Origin of the sequence: uncultured Ruegeria sp. (assembly GCF_947489545.1) — a bacterium.
GTDB lineage: Bacteria > Pseudomonadota > Alphaproteobacteria > Rhodobacterales > Rhodobacteraceae > Ruegeria.
Map to the genome: position 1 here is coordinate 38,647 of NZ_CANLDZ010000023.1, position 17,459 is coordinate 56,105.

14 protein-coding genes are annotated in these 17,459 nt (G+C 54.0%); 8 read left to right on the forward strand and 6 right to left on the reverse strand.

Features of this window, described 5'->3' with window-relative positions; genetic code table 11:
• Positions 1 to 104 precede the first annotated feature (104 nt).
• Positions 105 to 1,151: an ABC transporter ATP-binding protein gene (locus tag Q1B13_RS22915; RefSeq protein ID WP_299084594.1), complete on the reverse strand. Its 1,047-nt coding sequence runs from the start codon at positions 1,149 to 1,151 to the stop codon at positions 105 to 107.
• A gap of 280 nt (positions 1,152 to 1,431) precedes the next feature.
• On the opposite strand from Q1B13_RS22915, the gene Q1B13_RS22920 reads away from it, so the two are divergent.
• The 5 genes from Q1B13_RS22920 (at position 1,432) to Q1B13_RS22940 (ending at position 6,886) form a co-directional block, all read left to right on the forward strand.
• Positions 1,432 to 2,664 carry an extracellular solute-binding protein gene (locus Q1B13_RS22920; RefSeq protein WP_298937512.1) on the forward strand — a complete coding sequence of 411 codons (1,233 nt, stop codon included), beginning with the start codon at positions 1,432 to 1,434 and terminating at the stop codon, positions 2,662 to 2,664.
• Between the two features lie 77 nt (positions 2,665 to 2,741).
• Positions 2,742 to 3,773 (forward strand): carbohydrate ABC transporter permease, encoded by a 1,032-nt coding sequence (locus Q1B13_RS22925; RefSeq protein ID WP_299084591.1) that lies wholly within the window; start codon positions 2,742 to 2,744, stop codon positions 3,771 to 3,773.
• A gap of 2 nt (positions 3,774 to 3,775) precedes the next feature.
• Positions 3,776 to 4,660 (forward strand): carbohydrate ABC transporter permease, encoded by an 885-nt coding sequence (locus Q1B13_RS22930; RefSeq protein ID WP_299084588.1) that lies wholly within the window; start codon positions 3,776 to 3,778, stop codon positions 4,658 to 4,660.
• A gap of 42 nt (positions 4,661 to 4,702) precedes the next feature.
• A complete protein-coding gene (locus tag Q1B13_RS22935; protein ID WP_299084585.1) occupies positions 4,703 to 5,839 on the forward strand; it encodes an ester cyclase in 1,137 nt (378 codons plus the stop codon).
• 54 nt (positions 5,840 to 5,893) lie between these two features.
• Positions 5,894 to 6,886, forward strand: a complete 993-nt coding sequence (locus Q1B13_RS22940; RefSeq protein WP_299084582.1) for a nuclear transport factor 2 family protein — start codon at positions 5,894 to 5,896, stop codon at positions 6,884 to 6,886.
• A 45-nt stretch (positions 6,887 to 6,931) separates the two neighbouring features.
• Here the strand turns inward: Q1B13_RS22940 and Q1B13_RS22945 are convergent, their stop codons facing one another.
• Positions 6,932 to 7,918 (reverse strand): DMT family transporter, encoded by a 987-nt coding sequence (locus Q1B13_RS22945; RefSeq protein WP_299084579.1) that lies wholly within the window; start codon positions 7,916 to 7,918, stop codon positions 6,932 to 6,934.
• A 222-nt stretch (positions 7,919 to 8,140) separates the two neighbouring features.
• Here Q1B13_RS22945 and Q1B13_RS22950 point away from each other — a divergent pair, with 222 nt between their 5' ends.
• The 3 genes from Q1B13_RS22950 to Q1B13_RS22960 all read left to right on the forward strand — a co-directional run bounded on the left by Q1B13_RS22950 (position 8,141) and on the right by Q1B13_RS22960 (position 11,666).
• Complete coding sequence (locus tag Q1B13_RS22950; RefSeq protein WP_298937518.1) at positions 8,141 to 8,896, forward strand: N-acyl homoserine lactonase family protein; 756 nt, start codon at positions 8,141 to 8,143, stop codon at positions 8,894 to 8,896.
• A 173-nt stretch (positions 8,897 to 9,069) separates the two neighbouring features.
• Positions 9,070 to 10,965: a PAS-domain containing protein gene (locus Q1B13_RS22955; protein WP_299084576.1), complete on the forward strand. Its 1,896-nt coding sequence runs from the start codon at positions 9,070 to 9,072 to the stop codon at positions 10,963 to 10,965.
• A complete protein-coding gene (locus tag Q1B13_RS22960) occupies positions 10,965 to 11,666 on the forward strand; it encodes a response regulator transcription factor (RefSeq protein WP_299084574.1) in 702 nt (233 codons plus the stop codon). The genes Q1B13_RS22955 and Q1B13_RS22960 overlap by 1 nt, the downstream gene beginning before the upstream one ends.
• 185 nt (positions 11,667 to 11,851) lie before the next feature.
• Here the strand turns inward: Q1B13_RS22960 and Q1B13_RS22965 are convergent, their stop codons facing one another.
• Genes Q1B13_RS22965 through Q1B13_RS22980 form a run of 4 tightly spaced genes read right to left on the reverse strand, consistent with a single transcriptional unit; the run spans position 11,852 to position 17,459 of the window.
• Positions 11,852 to 13,162, reverse strand: coding sequence for an HlyD family type I secretion periplasmic adaptor subunit (locus Q1B13_RS22965; RefSeq protein ID WP_299084572.1), 1,311 nt, complete (start codon positions 13,160 to 13,162; stop codon positions 11,852 to 11,854).
• Positions 13,146 to 15,308, reverse strand: coding sequence for a type I secretion system permease/ATPase (locus Q1B13_RS22970; protein ID WP_367180724.1), 2,163 nt, complete (start codon positions 15,306 to 15,308; stop codon positions 13,146 to 13,148). The genes Q1B13_RS22965 and Q1B13_RS22970 overlap by 17 nt, the downstream gene beginning before the upstream one ends.
• Positions 15,290 to 16,696, reverse strand: a complete 1,407-nt coding sequence (locus Q1B13_RS22975; RefSeq protein WP_367180725.1) for a TolC family protein — start codon at positions 16,694 to 16,696, stop codon at positions 15,290 to 15,292. Before Q1B13_RS22975 ends, Q1B13_RS22970 begins: the two co-directional genes overlap by 19 nt.
• The gene (locus Q1B13_RS22980) at positions 16,620 to 17,459 is read right to left on the reverse strand and encodes a SapC family protein (RefSeq protein ID WP_367180726.1); all 840 of its coding nucleotides are present in this window, start codon (positions 17,457 to 17,459) and stop codon (positions 16,620 to 16,622) included. The genes Q1B13_RS22975 and Q1B13_RS22980 overlap by 77 nt, the downstream gene beginning before the upstream one ends.

The window sequence follows — 17,459 nt, forward strand, 5'->3', positions numbered from 1 at the left end:
TATTTGTGTGTCTCAACCAAATCGATGTTATGGCTTTGACATTTGCGACCAGCATTGTTTCTACCAACACCTGATAATCAGGGTGCGATTTGACCCGTGGCGCGTTAATCCATCCGCTCACCGCTTGTGGCATCAAAAAGATGACAGATGTCTGGGGCAATGCTCACAGCGGTCTGATCGCCGATTTCAGCGCGGTAGTCTTTGGCCGCACGTATCGACGCAATAGTGCCGCCGATTTTCAATGTCGCAATGGTAGCATCCCCCAGCAATTCGAGAGAGTAGAGCGGTGCCGCCGACGTTCCGTTGGCGTCCAGCGCGGCATCTTCCGCGCGGAAGCCAAGTGTGACCTTGCCCTCATGCGTGCTGGATAGCCCGCTTATCGTTACATTTTCGCCCGTGAAAGTTCCGCTGGAAATCTGCCCTTCAAGCAGATTCATCGCCGGGCTGCCGATAAAACTTGCAACGAACGTATTGGCAGGCCGGTCATAGATTTCGGTCGGGGTGCCGACTTGCTGTACCACGCCCTTGCTCATGACAACCACACGGTCGGCCAAGGTCATGGCTTCTATTTGGTCGTGGGTCACGTAGATCGTTGTGACTTGCAGCTCGTGGCTGAGGTTTTTGATCTGATGGCGTGTGGAAACCCGCAGTTTGGCATCAAGGTTTGAAAGCGGTTCGTCCATCAGGAATACGTTGGGTTCGCGAACAATGGCGCGGGCCAGTGCCACGCGTTGCCGTTGACCACCTGAAAGCTCAGCTGGACGGCGGTGCATAAACTCCGTCAACTCAACCATTTCGGCTGCACGCGTTACCCGCGCGTCGTGGGTTGAGGGGTCAGCTTTGCGAACTTTCAGGGGGAACCGAATATTCTCATAGACATTCAGATTGGGGTAGAGCGCATAGCTTTGGAACACCATCGCCACATCCCGATCTTTTGGATCCAGATCGTTGACCACCTGGCCGTCAATGATGATCTCACCTTCTGTTACGTCTTCCAGGCCCGCGATCATGCGCATGGTGGTTGTTTTCCCGCAGCCCGATGGGCCGAGTAAAACAAGGAACTCCTTGTCGGCGATTGTCAGGTCAAAATTCTGAACTCCGACAAACGATCCCCAACGCTTGGAAATGTTGTTCAGCTGAATTTCCGCCATTCCGCTTCCACCTCTTGCATGCGTGCCCATAAAATGTGTCAGTGAATGCAAAATTTGGCAAGTAGTACTTTGAAAAAATCTGTGAAACGGAGCTCTGAAGCTGCGATATTTACGGTAATTAGCTGAAAATAATTAGAAACCTGCCAATATGAGGAATATCTTGTCTTATGGATAATTATTGGCATAATGATGAATGCGAATGCAAAATAATACTAAACACGAATCATAAACGAAGCAGGCGGCGGCCTGCACAACAGGGTCCAACCGGAGGGTTCTCAATATGACTTTAATGAAAAGTTTTGCGGCCGGAGCCGTGGCGGCGCTTATGGCGACCGCAGCTTATGCCGAATGTGAAATCAGCAGCGGGAACGTAAATGTTCTGGCAAACGACTTCCCGGCGCTCAAAGCCATCACCGGAACTGCCGCTGAATGTGCAAGTGGTGGTGCAACGATTTCGGCCAACCACAACAAGGACTTCCGCAATATCACAGTTCAGGCACTGACGCCGAATCCGGCGGAATACACCTCGGTCATTGTCGCGAATTCTTCGATTGTTCCTCTGCTAAACGAAGGTCTTTTGCGTCCGCTTGACGATCTGGTCGCCAAGCACGGTCAGGACATTCCCAAAAATCAACTCATTACCATTGATGGGAAGATCATGGCGATTGCCTTCATGGCCAACGCCCAGCATCTGTTTCTCCGTCAGGATGTTCTCGATCAGGTCGGCAAACCGGCCCCTGCAAGCTGGGAAGAGGTCGTAGAAACCGCCCAGGCGATCAAGGACGCGGGCATCATGGATCATCCGTTCGCATTCCTCAGCATGTCTGACTGGAATCTGGGTGAAGAATTCGTGAACATGTATCTTGGTCACGGTGGAGAGTTCTTCAAGCCGGGAACGGCTGAACCTGCGATTAACAATGAACAGGGTATCGCGACGCTGAACATGTTGAAGGAACTTGTTGCGCTGTCGAACCCGGACTTCCTGACGTACAACACCGCGACGGTGGTGCCGATCTGGAAATCGGGTGACATCGCAATCGCGCAGCTTTGGGGCTCAAGCGGTGGTGAACTGCTGAGCGGTGAAGGCGCGGAAGAGGGTGTTGCCGAAAACACAGTGCTTGTTGGTGCCCCGACGGTTGCTGGCGGTTCCACGCCGGCCTCTTCGCTGTGGTGGGATGGTTTCACCATCGCAAAAAATATCTCGGATGAGGATGCCGAGGCGACTTTTCTGGCAATGATGCACGGTACGTCGGAAAAGATGGTCACAGCAAACAATGATGCTGCGGTCTGGCTGATGGAATCTTACGTACCGGGACCAGCGGCAGCTGGTGTTGCGGCGACGGCGTCGGCAGGTGCAGAGCCCTACCCGATGCTGCCCTACATGGGGTTGTTGCATCAGGCAGTATTTGAAGAACTGCCCGACTTCCTGCAAGGCAATGAAAGCGCTGAAAAGACACTGGCAGACATCGAAGCCGCCTATACCGCTGCGGCCAAAGAAGCCGGTTACCTATAAGAGTCGACTCCGAGGCCGCGTGCACGCCGCCTCGGAGCATTCCACCCAGAACGATAAGCTGACGTAGGATTTGGGCTATGAAACACCGCACTTTCTTCTGGTTTATCCTCCCGTCCTTGGCCGCAATGTTTTTTTTCATTGCCTTACCCATTGTGTCAGTTGCCGTGCAATCGCTGTTCGTGGAACACGAGCAAATCATGACCGAGGTTGAAAACTGCGGACCTTTCAAATGCGAAACGGTCTTGCAGGTTGACAACGAGGCGACGGCAGCTCTGCGGGAAGAGGCCCCTCTGGGGCGTTTCAACGGCCTGGGAACCTATACGAACCGCAAGCATCTTGCGTTCGAACAAGTGGGCGTTGCATGGAACGAGACCGAAACATTCGGCGAATTCATGTCAGAGTTGATCAACCTGCCGTTCTACAAGGCCCTATTCTTTACGCTCACCTACACGGCGGTAGTCACGCCGTTTGTTATTTTTTTGGGGCTTGGTGTCGCTTTGGCGGTGAACACTCTGCCGCGGGCCATCAAGGGACCAACGATCTTCGTGTCGCTGCTGCCGATGATCGTGACACCGCTGATAGGCGCGCTGATCCTGTTCTGGATGGTCGATGCCGACGGCATCATCGGCGCGACGTTGCAAAGGATTTTCAATGATCCCAATCTGTCCATGAAGGCGTCGACGCCTCTGACATGGATCATGCTGATCGTTTACGGGATCTGGAGTTCGACTCCTTTCAGCTTCATCGTTTTTTATGCTGGTCTTCAGACCGTACCAAAAGAAACGCTCGAGGCCGCTAAAATTGATGGTGCTTCCCGATGGCAGGCAATCCGTTTTGTGGTGGTGCCCTATATGATGCCGCTGGTGGTGTTCATCACGCTGATGCAGTTGATGGACAATTTCAGGGTGCTCGAACCCATTGTTGCCTTTCAGGCCTCGGCCAAGGCAACGTCATTGTCTTGGATTATTTACAATGATTTGCGCGGTGGCGATGTCCAACTATTCGGCTCCGCCGGCGCTACGTCGATTCTGACGATTTTGGGTGTAGCTGTTTTGCTTACACCGGTTCTGATCCGCACATGGCGCGACTTTAATCAGAAGAGGGCCTGATCATGTCATCATCTGTTGCCGAGCGACGTTCAAAAGGACTCATCTGGTTTACCACCAGTTTCGTTGTCCTATGGATACTCATTGCCGCAGGCCCGTTCCTCTGGACAGTTTGGGGTTCGTTTAAAGTTCAGCCTGACTTTTTCTCAAAAACGGACTGGACGAACGCAATCTACGGCGTAATGACGCAAGCTGAAACAGGTAGCGCATTCACCGGCGCTGGCTATTTTGGAGCGTGGGTTGAGCAGGATTTCTGGCGCAACTCGCTCAACACTGCGATTGTAGTTTTCTTTACGGTGATAATCTCTCTAACTCTCGGCACGCTTGGCGGTTATGCGTTGGCGCGATCAGGCTTTCGCTATGCGTTCTGGTTGCTGATGCTGGCGTTGGTATTTCGGGCTATGCCACACATCACATTGGTCTCTGGCTACTTATTGCCTTTTTTTGAGTGGAACGTGTGGGGCAAATTGTCGACTACGATCATCGTTCTGGTGGCAATCAATCAGCCATTCACCTTGTGGATGCTACACTCATTTTTTCTGAATATCCCAAAGGATATGGACGAAAGTGCTATGGTCGATGGCTGTACACGCTTTCAGGCGTTTAGGTACGTCATTATCCCCGTTATGTGGCCAGGCGTGATCACCACTGGGCTGTTCAGCTTTCTGCTAGCTTACAACGACTTTGCCATTGGTGCCGTCCTGCTTAGCTCAGAAAACCAAACGATGGTCCCTAAAATTGCCAGCTTCCTAGGCACAATACGCGAAACGGGCGACGTCATGTTTGCAGTCGGCGCGGCCGTCAGCGCATTGATTCCGCTGTTCTTCCTCGTTCTGTTCTTCCAGCGGCAGATTGTCAGCGGTCTGACGGCTGGCGCCGTAAAAGGATAACCAGAAATACTACTAACCATGACGCTCTGAGCAGGAGGAAAAATGTCACGGAATTACGGGACGGCGCGGCCACTTGCGCGTCGGCATATGCCTACGGGTTACGATGTCTCATTCAAAGAGTATTCAAAAAACCGAACTGTGCGGATTCCAACGGATTTTGGACCGACGCAAGATCTTCAGGGTTTTGAGTCCGAATACGCCAATATCGTCGACTATATCGTTCGGATCACGCATCGTATCTGGGAATCCGATCCTCCGCAGGTCGAATACATCAGCGCCTGCTATGCGCCGACCTCGCTGATCTACGACGACTATGGATTGCAGACCGGCAACAAGAAGATCATCGCCGATACGCATCATACCACCGGGGCTTTTCCCGACATTGTTCTGGATGCTGAAGAGATCATTTGGGCTGGCGACGACGAAGTTGGGTTTCACACCTCGCACCTGACACGGATCATGGGGACCAATACCGGAAGCAGCCGCTATGGTCCGGCCACTGGTAAAAAGGTCGACGTAATGGTCATCGCTAATTGTGTGGCCCTTGAAAACGATATTTTTCTTGAGCACGTGCTTTATAACACGTCGGCCATGTTGCAACAGTTCGGGATCGACCTGTGGGAAGAGGCGGACAGGCTGGCAGCCGATCCGCCTCCGGGGTGGCCGCGCAATCAACAGACGTGGGATGACCTGCGGCGGTCCGCAGCACCCGCGCGCGCGTTGTATGTGGCTGAGCCGGTTGAAGGGTTTGACCCCGATGCATTTGCGCGGCGCCTGCACGATAACATCTGGAATGGTGATATGAGCATGGTGGATGCCGACTATGCCCCAGATCTGACCTTTGAGGGGACGACCGAGCGCAAGTTTTCCGGCCACGCGGCCTATAAAACCTACGTCGATAGCTTACGCCACGCCTTTCCCGACCTCTCGCTTCAGGTGGATGAGGTTTACTGGATGGGCGATGACGATGAAGGGTGGTTGATTTCAACCCGGTGGAGTGCGGAGGGAACCCACGAGGGTGACACGGACATGTATCGCTCGGCGACCGGGGCAAATTGCCAGATTTGGGGCATCACCCAGTGGCGTGTCAGAGGTGGGCAAGTTGAACAGGAATGGCAGCTGTTTAACGAACTGGACCTGATGATGCAGATTGCAAAGGCGCGTCAGGATCTGACCTAATTCCCACTCCGGCGGGCGCAACCGGCGGAGCAAATTCAGCTCATGAGAAGAAACATGTCGGACTTACAATCTGCAAAAAACCTAGTGCGGGACTATTTTGAGGCACTCAACGAAGATCCGGTCGCAGCCGCCAAGAAATACTTTGCCCCGGACGCCATTTGGCGCGGTTACCACCCGTTCCACGAAATTCACAACCCGGTCGAGGTTGCGGAACAGTTCTGGCAACCTTTGCAACATGCACTGCGCCGGATGCAGCGCCGATTGGATATCTTCATGGCCGGAGAAAACCATCTTGAGGCCGGCGGTGTTTGGGTTGCCTCGATGGGCCATCTGATGGGTTTGTTCGATGCACCGTGGCTGAACATCCCTCATACAAACAAGATTGCCATGCTGCGTTATGCAGAATTCCACCTTGTAGAAGGGGACAAGATCACCGACACGGCGATGTTCTTTGATATCCCACACCTGATGGCGCAGGCTGGATTGAACCTATTTCCCACGCAAACCGGTGCCCAATTGGTGCAGCCCGGACCGATGACCCATACAGGTGTCATGTTCGACGAACAGGACCCGGAAGAAGGGCGTAAAACGCTTGCGGCCATCGAGTTCATGATAAACGATATCCGCGACTGGAAAGGTCGTGAAGAGCTGGGTTTGGAAGAGGAACTGCCGCGCAGCTGGAATGATGATATGATCTGGTGGGGTCCGACCGGAATTGGGGCGGCCTATACGATCGAACGGTACATCAAACAACACTCCGGCCCCTTTCGCGATGGGCTGGCGGACCGGACCTTCAATGGTCACATCGCTCGTATCGCAGAAGGTGAGTTTGGTGGGTTTTTCGGCTGGCCGAACCTGACCCTTAGGCCATCTGGTGGGTTCATGGGCATGCCCGCGACTGACAAGCTTAGCGACATGCGTGTGATCGACATGTATCGCCGCTCGGGTAATAAACTGACCGAGAACTGGATTTTCATCGACCTGCTGCATTTTTGGAACCAGCAAGGCACCGACCTATTGTCGCGCATACCGTACATGCGGGGCTAAAAGACCTGGCAAGAAAATCAAATTGACGCCGCGTTTATTGCGGCGTCAATATCGTCGGTGAACGCGTTTTCTGCTTACAATGCCTCGGTTCTTTTGCCGTTCGCGTAAGAAAACAAACAGCCCCGATCCCAAAATGAGGGCGATGCCAGCCATCCCTGCCAGGCCTGGCAATTCATCCCAGATCAGCCAGCCCCAAATTATGGCCAGCGGCAACCCAACATATTCGAACGGCGCCACAGTAGCGGCGTCGGCCATCCGGTAGGCCTGTCCCAGACAATACCCGATAATTGCGGAGTTTAGCCCAAGTCCGACAAACAACCAGACATCCGAACCGTCCGGCCAGACCCAAGCCCGCAAGAGAAAGATCAGGCTTTCGTTTTCAACGCCTTGTGCAAATTGTCCGTCGCCAGCCATTGACCAAAATAGCAGGCTGACAACGATGAACGCCGCCTGAATGTAGACCGCCATTGCGGATGCCTTGGATTTAGCGCCAAGAAGTCGGGTCAATACGTTATTGAGGGCGTAGGTCAAGGCGGCAACAACAGGCAGAATATACATCAACAGGTTGACCGAGCGGTCATCGCCGCTCTCCCATGGGCGTGTCATGATGATCACGCCAGCAAAACCGACGATCACGGCCCCGATCCGCATCGGGCCAACCTTTTCCCCCAACAAGGGGATGCTCAGCAATGTGATCATCAAAGGAGAGACAAAGAAAACTGCCGTCGCCTCAGCCAACGGCATAACAGCCAAAGCGGTGAAAAAAGTGAGATTTGCGGCGACGATCAGCACACCCCGCAGCAAATGCAACCATGGCTGATCTGTCTTCAGAATCTGCCAACCACCTTCGAGTTGCACCAGGGCGAGGCTGAAGCCTATACCAATAATGGATCGGGTGAACACCATCTGATGCAAAGGGTAACTTCCCGACAGGAATTTGATCAGCATATCGTTGACCGAAATCGCGACAATACCAACCAGGACAAAGGCAATGCCAGCTGTGGGGTTTTGTAGTTTAGTATTCGCTGTCATGAAATGCCCTTTCCAACGGCCCCTAACATGGGTCAGTAAGCTGGTCACGTCTGTTTGCGACGCATGGGAAACTGGTCTTCTTACTTGGGTTCCATGGGTGTGATTTGCACAGCCGAAAGCGGTCATTTGTCAAAACCACGCTGGCCGGTACCATAACGATCTAAGTCTGTTGACATTCGTGACCCCTCCACAATGCTTGTTGGAAATTGCCGGAGGATAAGGGTGCAGGCAGAAAGGTTCATCAAAGGGCGTCCACTGACGCTGTCGGTTCTGGACTACGGATTGTTCAAGGTACGTTCCGACGGTCGTGTCATCGGGATCTGCGGATTCGTGATTTGCACGGACGCTGGTGAAACCATTTTGATCGATACAGGTTTCCCCGAAAAATATGCGATGGACAAAAAGGCCGCCTCAACCAAAGACCGACTGTATGAATTTGGGGAGGTGCTTGAATGTGGGCCGGAAAACCTGCCCGTAGCGCAGCTTGCTAAGTTAGGTCTGGCACCTGCGGATGTAACTTTGCACATCTGCACCCACTCCCACATAGATCACGTGGGTGGGCTGGGTTCGTTTCCCGGCGTCCCGATCCTGATTTCAACGCAAGAACGCGCGCTGGCTAGGCCATTGTATTGGGGCGGCATGCAACCATTGGATTGGCCAGACCGCGACTACCTTGAGGTCGAAGGTGATGTTCTGATTGGACCGGGGTTGAATGTGCTGGCTGCGCCGGGTCACACACCAGGGCAGATCGCACTGATGGTCGATTTGCCGTCTGGCCCATTTCTACTGACAAGCGACGCCATTTCGCGACCGGCTGAAATTAATGAAGAATTTCCTGGGTCCTGGAATCGAGCGGCGGCCATTGCCAGCGCAGACCGATTGATGAAGCTGGCCGATAAGCGTGGCGCGTTCGTGATTTTTGGTCACTGCCCAGCCCAATGGCCCAAACTTCGAAAAGCACCGAGTCTTTATGGTTGATACTCTGTGGAAGGGCCACTTTGGCTAAGTAATTGCGTTAGTGTTCTGAGTCCGTTGGCTTGCCGAAGCCTATATTTTCGCCGCTGGCGTTTTCTCAGGGTCGCACCGATTGTTTTTGACCCCTCTACACCTGCACGAATTCTGATGTTACGGATGTGCCGGGGAGAACAATATTGGACGTTACCGAACAGCGTATAAAAGCGATGACAACCGCGGGGCTGAACCTGATCGGCCAGGCGCTTTCCATCTATGACAGTAAGTTGCGCCTCGTGCTCAGCAATCGACGCTTTCAAGAAATGTTCAGCCTGCCAGATGACCTGGTGAAACCCGGAGCATTGTTTCGCGACACCATCTATTTTCTGGCCGACCGCGGCGAGTATGGTGAGGAAGGCAGTATCGAGGAAATGGTCGAACTGCGTGTGGAACAAGCGCTCGCCTTTGAGCCCCACTATATGGAGCGTGTTCGCCCCAATGGACAAGTGCTGTCCGTAGAAGGCGCACCACTGCCGCAGGGTGGTTGGGTCGCGGTTTACACCGACATTACCGGGACTCGGCGGGCAGAAAACCTGCTGCGCGCCCGGTCCGAAGAACTGTCAGATCAACTTATTAGTCATGCCGAAGAACTGTCGGCCACCAACCGAAAACTGGCCGCGACGATCTCTGCGCTGGAAGAGGCCAAACGGGAGCTGACCGAAATCGAAGCGCGGACTCGGATGACGACCGAGATGATGCCCGCTCATATTGCGCATCTGGGTGCTGACGGGAGGTATGACTACTCGAACCGCCGCCTCAGCGCGGTTATGCCTGGGCGCCCGTCCGAGATTCTCGGTCTCCATATTTCCGAAGCGCTGGGGGCCAACGCTTTTGGCCGTGTTGAACCCCATTTGCGAAAAGCCTACGACGGTGAGACATCCGTTTTTGAGTTCACCGAAGATCAGGATTCCCGTCGTATAAGGGTGTCTTTTACGCCGGACAGGGCAGGGGGCGTTTATGTGATGTCTGTGGATATCACCGAGGAAACACAGGCCCGCGTTGCCTTGCAACAGACGCGACGCAGGGCGATGGCTGCACAAATGACCAGCGGACTAGCCCATGATTTTTCAAACTTGCTGACCATAATCCTCGGCATGCAGGCCCGTTTGGACAAAATGACCATTCCGGCAGAAGCCCACGAATTGGTCGCTGCTACTCAACAAACCGCGCGCCGAGGCGGCCAGCTGCTGAACCGTATCGCAGACATGACGGGCAATCGGACCCCACAGCCGAAATCAACGGATATGCAGGGTTTGCTAGAGGACTTACGGATTCTGGCAACGCCCTCACTGCCACGAGGTGTCGGATTGTCGGTTGTGAACAACCTACCGGACCAAGCTCTGATGCTGGACCCAGGTATGCTGCAGGATGCGTTGCTTAACCTCGTGCTCAATGCACGCGATGCCTGTGGCCGATCTGGGCAAATCACCATAAGTGCCCACGCCGTCGGATCAATCTGGGTTGAGATCACAGTGTCCGATACGGGCACCGGATTTTCTTCCGAGGCGTTGGAAAAGGCACTGAACCCGTTTTTTACAACGAAAGGTAACGATGGGTCCGGATTGGGATTGCCTATGGTCTACGACACAGTAAAATTGGCGGGCGGTGATCTGAACCTGCGAAACACCCCTTCAGGCGCTTCCGTTGTTCTACGGCTACCGTATCGCCCAGCGCCACCCGAGCAAGAAGGGCTTGTTCTCTTGGTGGAAGACAATGATGATCTTCGCGGTGAGTTCCGGAAGATGTTGGTGGATTTGGGCTTTTCGGTGATCGAGGCAACCTCGGTGGATGAGGCGCTAGCCCTTACACTAAGCGTTGAAGACATTGCTTTGGTTCTATCCGATATTCGATTGGAAGGAACAGGCACAGGTCTTAACCTGATGGAGCAGCTGAGAACTGGATTGCCCTGTATATTGATGACGTCTTTGCCCTTTTCGGATCCACTGCATCGACAAGCGTTGGCCGTCGCGCCGGTTTTGCGCAAACCGTTTTCGCAGGCTCAATTGTCGGCCCTTATCCGAACTGAAGCCGCCTGATGTCACAACCACTGATAACCATTCTAGATGATGAGCCTGAAATCAGACGCATCCTGACGGACGCATTGGAAGAAGCTGGATTTCGCACGCAAAGTTTCTCTCGGGCGCGAGAGTTTGAGGCCGCGTTAAACCGTGTCACACCGGACGTGTGCTTGGTCGATCTTTCCCTGCCGGACACAGATGGGCTGGCCTTGGTTCACAGACTGGCTTTGGAACAGGGTGCAGCCGTGATTATCATTTCCGGTCGAGCTCAGGTTCAAGATCGCGTAACGGGATTGGAATTGGGCGCTGATGACTACATTACCAAACCCTTCGATCCAGTGGAGGTCGTCGCGCGCGTCCGAGCCAGACTGCGTTCACCACGCAGCCAATCCACGCTTTCGGAAATAGCGGAATTCAACGGTTGGACGGCATATTTCAATCGATACATTCTCGAAGATCAAGGGGGCACGCAAACACCTTTCAGTCACGCAGAAGGAGAAGTGCTGCGTTTGTTTTTGGAAAGCCCAAAGCGGTTGATTAGCCGCAGCCAAATGCAAGAATCGTTAGGTGGCGCCGCGGGCGATAGTTTCGACCGTGCAATGGATGTGCGCATTTCGAGGTTACGGACAAAGCTTGGTGAAGACCCCAAAAACCCACAGCTAATCAAAACCATCTACGGGGCAGGATACATTTTCTTGGGTGACGTGAAGTGGCGGTGAGAGGACCTTTGTTTTTGATTGCCATTCTGGTTTTCAGGGCGTTTTGATTAGCTCAGGGTTCTATGCTGGGAAGCGTTGATACGTTCGTCCATACGAGTGTTGGGTGAAATCGGGCTGAGAAACGCGACTGCGCCAAAACTGTTCCACTCAGCAGCGTTTTTCAGAAAACCTCGCTGGGCATTGCCTCACTCACGCAACGCACGATCCTTTATTTTCACAACTGGTTGCACCAAGTAATCCAGAACCGATTTCCGACCGGCCAATATATCGACTTCAGCGATCATTCCGGGAATGATTTCAACCGCGATTCCGCTTGCGTCGAGCATTGTGTTACTGGTTCGAATTTCTACAACGAAGACCTCCTCGTCATTCCGTTCGGACCTCGTGATCGTATCAGCTCCGATCCGGATGATTTCGCCGTCCAGCCCGCCATAGCGCGCAAAGTCATATGCTGTGATCTTCACTTTGACCGGTTGGCCAGCCCGCAAGAAAGCGATGTCTTCAGGTCGCACATAGGCCTCTACCAGTAGCGTCTCATCCAAGGGCACAACTTCGATCAGGTCCTCTCCGCTCCGAGCGAGGCCACCGATAGTTGTACGATGTATCCGATTGACGATCCCACGAACCGGCGACCGCACCTGAGCCCGCGCCGCCCGGTCGCGCAACGCGGGCAGGGCGGGTTGCAGCGTCGCAAGTTCGGCAGTCGCAAGAGCCAAGTCAGTAAGCGCAGCACTTCGAAAGCGGCTGCGCGTGGCCTTAATCCGGTCGTCGATTTCATCTAAACCGGTTTTCAATCTGTTGACCACGGCCCTGGCCCTGACTTTTCGACCCTTCCATTCGGCTTCGCTGCGGCGCAATGCCAATAGGGTTGTGGCCGGTTCCATGTGACGTTCAACCAAAGGGGCCATGATGGCTCGTTCCTCGGACAAAACTTTGAGCGTTTCATCCGCGGTGACCTGATCCACCAAACCTTCTTCGTATTCACGGTGCCGTTGCTGCCTTTGACGTTCCAGAATGGCGATTTCGGCTTGCAGTTCAGCTTGCCTACCCTGATACAATGCGGTTTCTGACCGCACGACGGCCGGTGCACCTTTGATCAGGTTTTCGTCGAACGCGAGTTCGATGCTGTCAATCTCTGCACTTAAACGGAGGGCACGTGCCATGAGACCAAAAGCACGCTGTTGTTCCTGGCTTAGCTGACTGTCGATCTGTGTCGTATCCAACTCCATCAGCAATGCGCCTTTATCGACCACTTGCCCTTCCCGAACATGGACAGATTGCAACACACCAGGTTCGGTTGCCTCAATCAGCTGCACGTCGCCCGAAGGTACAATCCGGCCATCCACGCGTGTAACATCATCCAACTCGGTCAAATACGCCCAAGTCCCAGCCGCCAGCAGACAGGAGAGAACCACCAACAGAAGAAGTGAACCCCTAATCGATGAGCCGCCGCGCATTTCACGCGCCAAAGCCGCCAAATCAGGATGCCGCGACATTCAGGTGCCTCCCCGAACGCCGAACATGCTGCGTCAGCATGCTTTTGGGACCATCCGCACCTATTTTGCCATCTTCAATCACGATCACTCGGTCAACAAGATCCAACAGGCTCGTTCTATGGGTCACGATCACCAGTGTCGTGTCTTTGGTCGCGTGCTTCAGGCGCTGGATCACCTCGGCTTCGGTCTTGACGTCCATCGCGCTTGTAGGTTCATCAAGCAGTAACACCGGCGGCCGCCCGATCAGCGCCCGTGCAAGAGCAATCGCTTGTTTTTGCCCACCCGAGAGCCCTTCACCACGCTCTGCAAGTTGCAGGTCATATCCAACGGGTTGACGGGCAACAAAGTCTTCTACGCCTGCGATGCGCCCCGCTTCGATTAGGTCTTCATCCCGAGGCCGGATCGCACCACTGGCAATGTTGTCCCGAACAGATCCAGAAAAAAGCCATACGTCCTGCAAAACGGACCCAATATTACGGCGCAAGTCACCAGGATCGATCTGGCGAATGTCCAGCCCGTCCAACAGCACAGACCCGACTCGCGGTTTGTAGAGGCCCAACAGTAACCGTGCGATAGTGCTTTTACCGGACCCGATCTGTCCGAGAATCGCAACCTTTTCACCCGGGTTTATTGTGAAGGAAACACCGCTAAGCGCGTCGTCAGTTTTGTCCGGATAGGCAAAATGCACGTTGCTAAAGGAAACTCCCCCGTTGAACCCAGCTCGATTTATCCAGTTGCGACCTTCGGGACGTTCGCTCTCGCTTTGCATGAGTGCATTGAGATTTCGGTACGCGCTTCGCGCCTGGTTAACTCGGGTAAGGGTTTGGGCTAGCTGGCCCAACGGCGCCAACGCCCGCCCAGTCAGCATCACAGATGCAACCAGTGCGCCCATACTTGCCTGACCTTCTGAGATCAGAAAAACACCATAGAAAACAATCAGAACTTGCGCTGCCTGTTGGGTGAACCCTGTGAAGTTCAAGGCAAATTGCGTCACGGCCCGACTGCGCGCACCGTGCTCGGATTGAAGTGCGATTGCAGCCTGCCAGCGCGAACGCATTTGTCGACCTGCAGATGTGGTTTTTATGGTCTCCAAACCAGAAACTGCTTCCACCAAAACGGATTGTTTGGACTGTCCATCTGCCAAGCTCTTTTCTGCCATTCGCGACAAGATTGGTTGCGCTGCCAGTCCCGCCAGCAACACAACGGGCACTGCCAAAGCGGGGATCAGCGCGAGCTGCCCACCAACCAGATAGATAACCAACACAAACAATCCAATGAAAGGCAGATCAACCACGGCCACTAAAGTTGCCGACGTGAAAAACTCGCGCAGGGTTTCGAATTCCCGAACAGTGCTGGTCATTGCCCCGGTCGAACCCGAGCGTGACTTCATTTCGATGTTGAGCAATTGGTCAAAAACGCGACGACCCATGATCATATCGGCCTTTTGCCCGGCCCTATCTATAAACCCAGCCCTTAGCACCTTGAGCACAAAATCGAACGCAAGTGCCAGACCAACCCCCGCCGTCAAAGCAATCAGGGATTCCATGGCTTCATTCGGTAAAACCCGATCGTAGACGACCATGATAAAAACTGATGTGGACAGGCCTAACAGGTTTGCCAATGCTGCCGCGAGTGCAACCTGAATGTATGACCACCGGTTGACAGCCAGAGCCGACCAGAACCAGTGCCCGTGTTGGGCAGGGCCGCTTAAGGACATCTCGCTATTGTGGTTTCTGCGAAACAGAATTGCATATCCGGTATATTTGTTAAGGAATCTGTCTTCGGAAACTTCGCCAATTCCTTCGCCAATCGCCGGGTCAAATATCAATAGCGCCCCGTCGGGCGAACGCCCGTGATAGACTACAGCCTCGTTTTCAGCCAACAGCAGTATTGCGGGCACCAAAGTGTCGTCAAAGGCATTCAGGCGCCTGGCGCCATACCCAGCTTGCAATCCGATCCTCTGGGCAACGGAGATTGCATCCTGGATGGTTAGGCCTTCCTGCAACCCAGTTTCAGCAGCGTGCAGCATGGCAAGACTCAGTGGTCGATCTAACGTGGAAGCCACGTTCAAAAGACAAGCCTCAAAAGGGCTTAGTGAGGTACTATTTCCAACCGAACTATCGTGTTTCAAGAGGGCACGTCCCAAGTGTTGGGGGCAACTCCAAGCAGATCAAGAATATCCCCGGTCAGGCTCAACACCGCGTAATTGGTTAGAAAAAAGCTCTGTTCTGCCAAGATCAATCGTTCCTGAGCATTTACGTAGTCGCGCTGCGCATCCAAAATTTCGATAAAACTTCGTCGTCCAATGGTGAACTGCTCGCGCGCGGCGGCGACACTTTCTGCATTGGCCGCTGCAGCGACCCGTGCGGCACGTAGTCTTTCTGCACCCGCTTTCTGGTCCGAGCGGATGCCTTCGAGTTCACGGGTAATCTCGCGGATCAGAGTTTCATGCGCGAATTCAGCTTCTTTTACCTGTGCTTCGGCAGCTGCGATAGCAGCGCGGCGTTGACCAGTGCTGTCCAACTCGTAGTTGAACGATATATCCACGCCAAAGTTTGCATCGCGGCTGTCGTCCTGATTTGCAAAGGCAGCCACCCGTACATCAGGTTGTCGGCGTGCCTGCTCTGCGGTCCATTGTGCTTTGGCTGCGAGCAAACCTGCATTGGCACGGCGGACCTGCGGACTGTCTTTTACAATCTGGGCGTCGCTGCGAGCCAGCTTTGGGGCGGCAATAGGTGCCGGCAACGTACCTGGCACCGTTCCAAAAACTTCACGAAACCGCGCTTCGGCGCGGTCAGTGCGCGCCTTGGCATCGGTGAAACTTGTACGGGCATCGGCCATACGGGAGCGGGCTGTCAAAACATCAGCGTTCGAACCCGCACCACCCGCCGCCCGATCGGATATTTGGCGCACCAACGCTGCATGTACCGAAACATTTTGCGCGTTAATGTCCTGAATTTTACGCTGATCCAGAACGATTGCGTAGGCTTCAATCGCCGCAAGTGCAGTAGCGGCTGCGGTCTGCAGTTGATCGCCCCGGCTTTCCAATACACGTGCCTGGGCCGCGGCCAGATCGCCCGCAGCTGCACCGCCGTCGTAGACCAATTGGGAAACACGCAAATAGGGTGAAACATCCGCTGTATCTGACTTTATGCGCTCGGATCTTGCGTTTAATCCCAGCGATACCTGCGGCAGGAATGCGCCTTTGGCTGCGTTTTGGTTTGCGGTGGTGAGTTCCATTCTGGTGTTGCTTTGCGCCAGGTTGGGGCTTGTTTCTACCGCTAGCTGGATCATCTTTCCAAAACCACTTTGGGTGAGATTTCTGGAGGATCGCGTCGCTCCGGCACCTGCGGTTCCCCCAGAAAACGAGGCCTCTACAATCGACATATCGGGGGGAGCGATGCAGGCGGAAAGCTGGGCGGTTAGAATCAACGCCGCGAGCCGCATTAGAGGTTGTTCAAACACTGGCATGGAGGTTTTTCCCCTCTCTAGATTCAAGCCTTTGCTCGCTGTGTTGGGCTGTTGCAATGGCATCGAGGAAATCTGAAACACTGGGCATACTGTTGAGTCTGGGCTGTTTTTCAGCCTGCCCTGCCTGCAGCTGCGCCTGCGTCAACCACGAACTGTGTGAAAGTGAAATCTGGTGCGCATGTATCAATCGCAAGGCGCCGGAGCTTGCCAGCATCGTCTTCTGCGCCTGTGACAAACCTTTGAGTGCTTTAGAGTTTATGCCCAGTGTTTCATCAGGAAATTCGATACCGTGATGATTGGCGACCGGGGCAAAGAGATTCATCTCGGCGATGACATCGCATAGCCTAGCGGTTTCTTCAGCCGCAGCGATGCGCGCCTGAAAGAACGCACTTACCTTTTGCAGTTCCGGCGCCAATACACCGCTTTCATCAAAAAAAGCTTCATCGGATGGCTCGTCGGTAACAAGCCCTAGCGTCTCATCCACAAATAGTTGGAACTGATTTGTGATCGCGTTTTTGGGTTCGATCCGAGATGCGTGAAATGGAGGGCAACGCAAAGCCGACGGTACATAGGTCGCCAACCATGTACCATCAGCCGAGACAAACGGCGTCGATGCTCCGTGCGTCATCGAAAGCAAGGCAACTGGTTCGACCCCCGCATCGGCGGCCTTGAACACAATCGGGAATGCGGCAGCGCCTTGAAGGACCTCTGCCTCAACTATGGGGCAATCGGTAAGGTCACGGGCGAAGTCATACGACTTGAAACGCCGCCAAAATCGGTGCCCGTGCATTTTGTAGCTGACTGGAGTTAACCCATTCTGTGCCAT

Coding starts and splice junctions, on each gene's coding strand:
- Q1B13_RS22915 (WP_299084594.1), bottom strand. CDS start 1,151: ATGGCGGAAATTCAGCTGAACAACATTTCCAAGCGTTGGGGATCGTTT.
- Q1B13_RS22920 (WP_298937512.1), top strand. CDS start 1,432: ATGACTTTAATGAAAAGTTTTGCGGCCGGAGCCGTGGCGGCGCTTATG.
- Q1B13_RS22925 (WP_299084591.1), top strand. CDS start 2,742: ATGAAACACCGCACTTTCTTCTGGTTTATCCTCCCGTCCTTGGCCGCA.
- Q1B13_RS22930 (WP_299084588.1), top strand. CDS start 3,776: ATGTCATCATCTGTTGCCGAGCGACGTTCAAAAGGACTCATCTGGTTT.
- Q1B13_RS22935 (WP_299084585.1), top strand. CDS start 4,703: ATGTCACGGAATTACGGGACGGCGCGGCCACTTGCGCGTCGGCATATG.
- Q1B13_RS22940 (WP_299084582.1), top strand. CDS start 5,894: ATGTCGGACTTACAATCTGCAAAAAACCTAGTGCGGGACTATTTTGAG.
- Q1B13_RS22945 (WP_299084579.1), bottom strand. CDS start 7,918: ATGACAGCGAATACTAAACTACAAAACCCCACAGCTGGCATTGCCTTT.
- Q1B13_RS22960 (WP_299084574.1), top strand. CDS start 10,965: ATGTCACAACCACTGATAACCATTCTAGATGATGAGCCTGAAATCAGA.
- Q1B13_RS22965 (WP_299084572.1), bottom strand. CDS start 13,162: ATGTCGCGGCATCCTGATTTGGCGGCTTTGGCGCGTGAAATGCGCGGC.
- Q1B13_RS22975 (WP_367180725.1), bottom strand. CDS start 16,696: ATGCCATTGCAACAGCCCAACACAGCGAGCAAAGGCTTGAATCTAGAG.
- Q1B13_RS22980 (WP_367180726.1), bottom strand. CDS start 17,459: ATGGCACAGAATGGGTTAACTCCAGTCAGCTACAAAATGCACGGGCAC.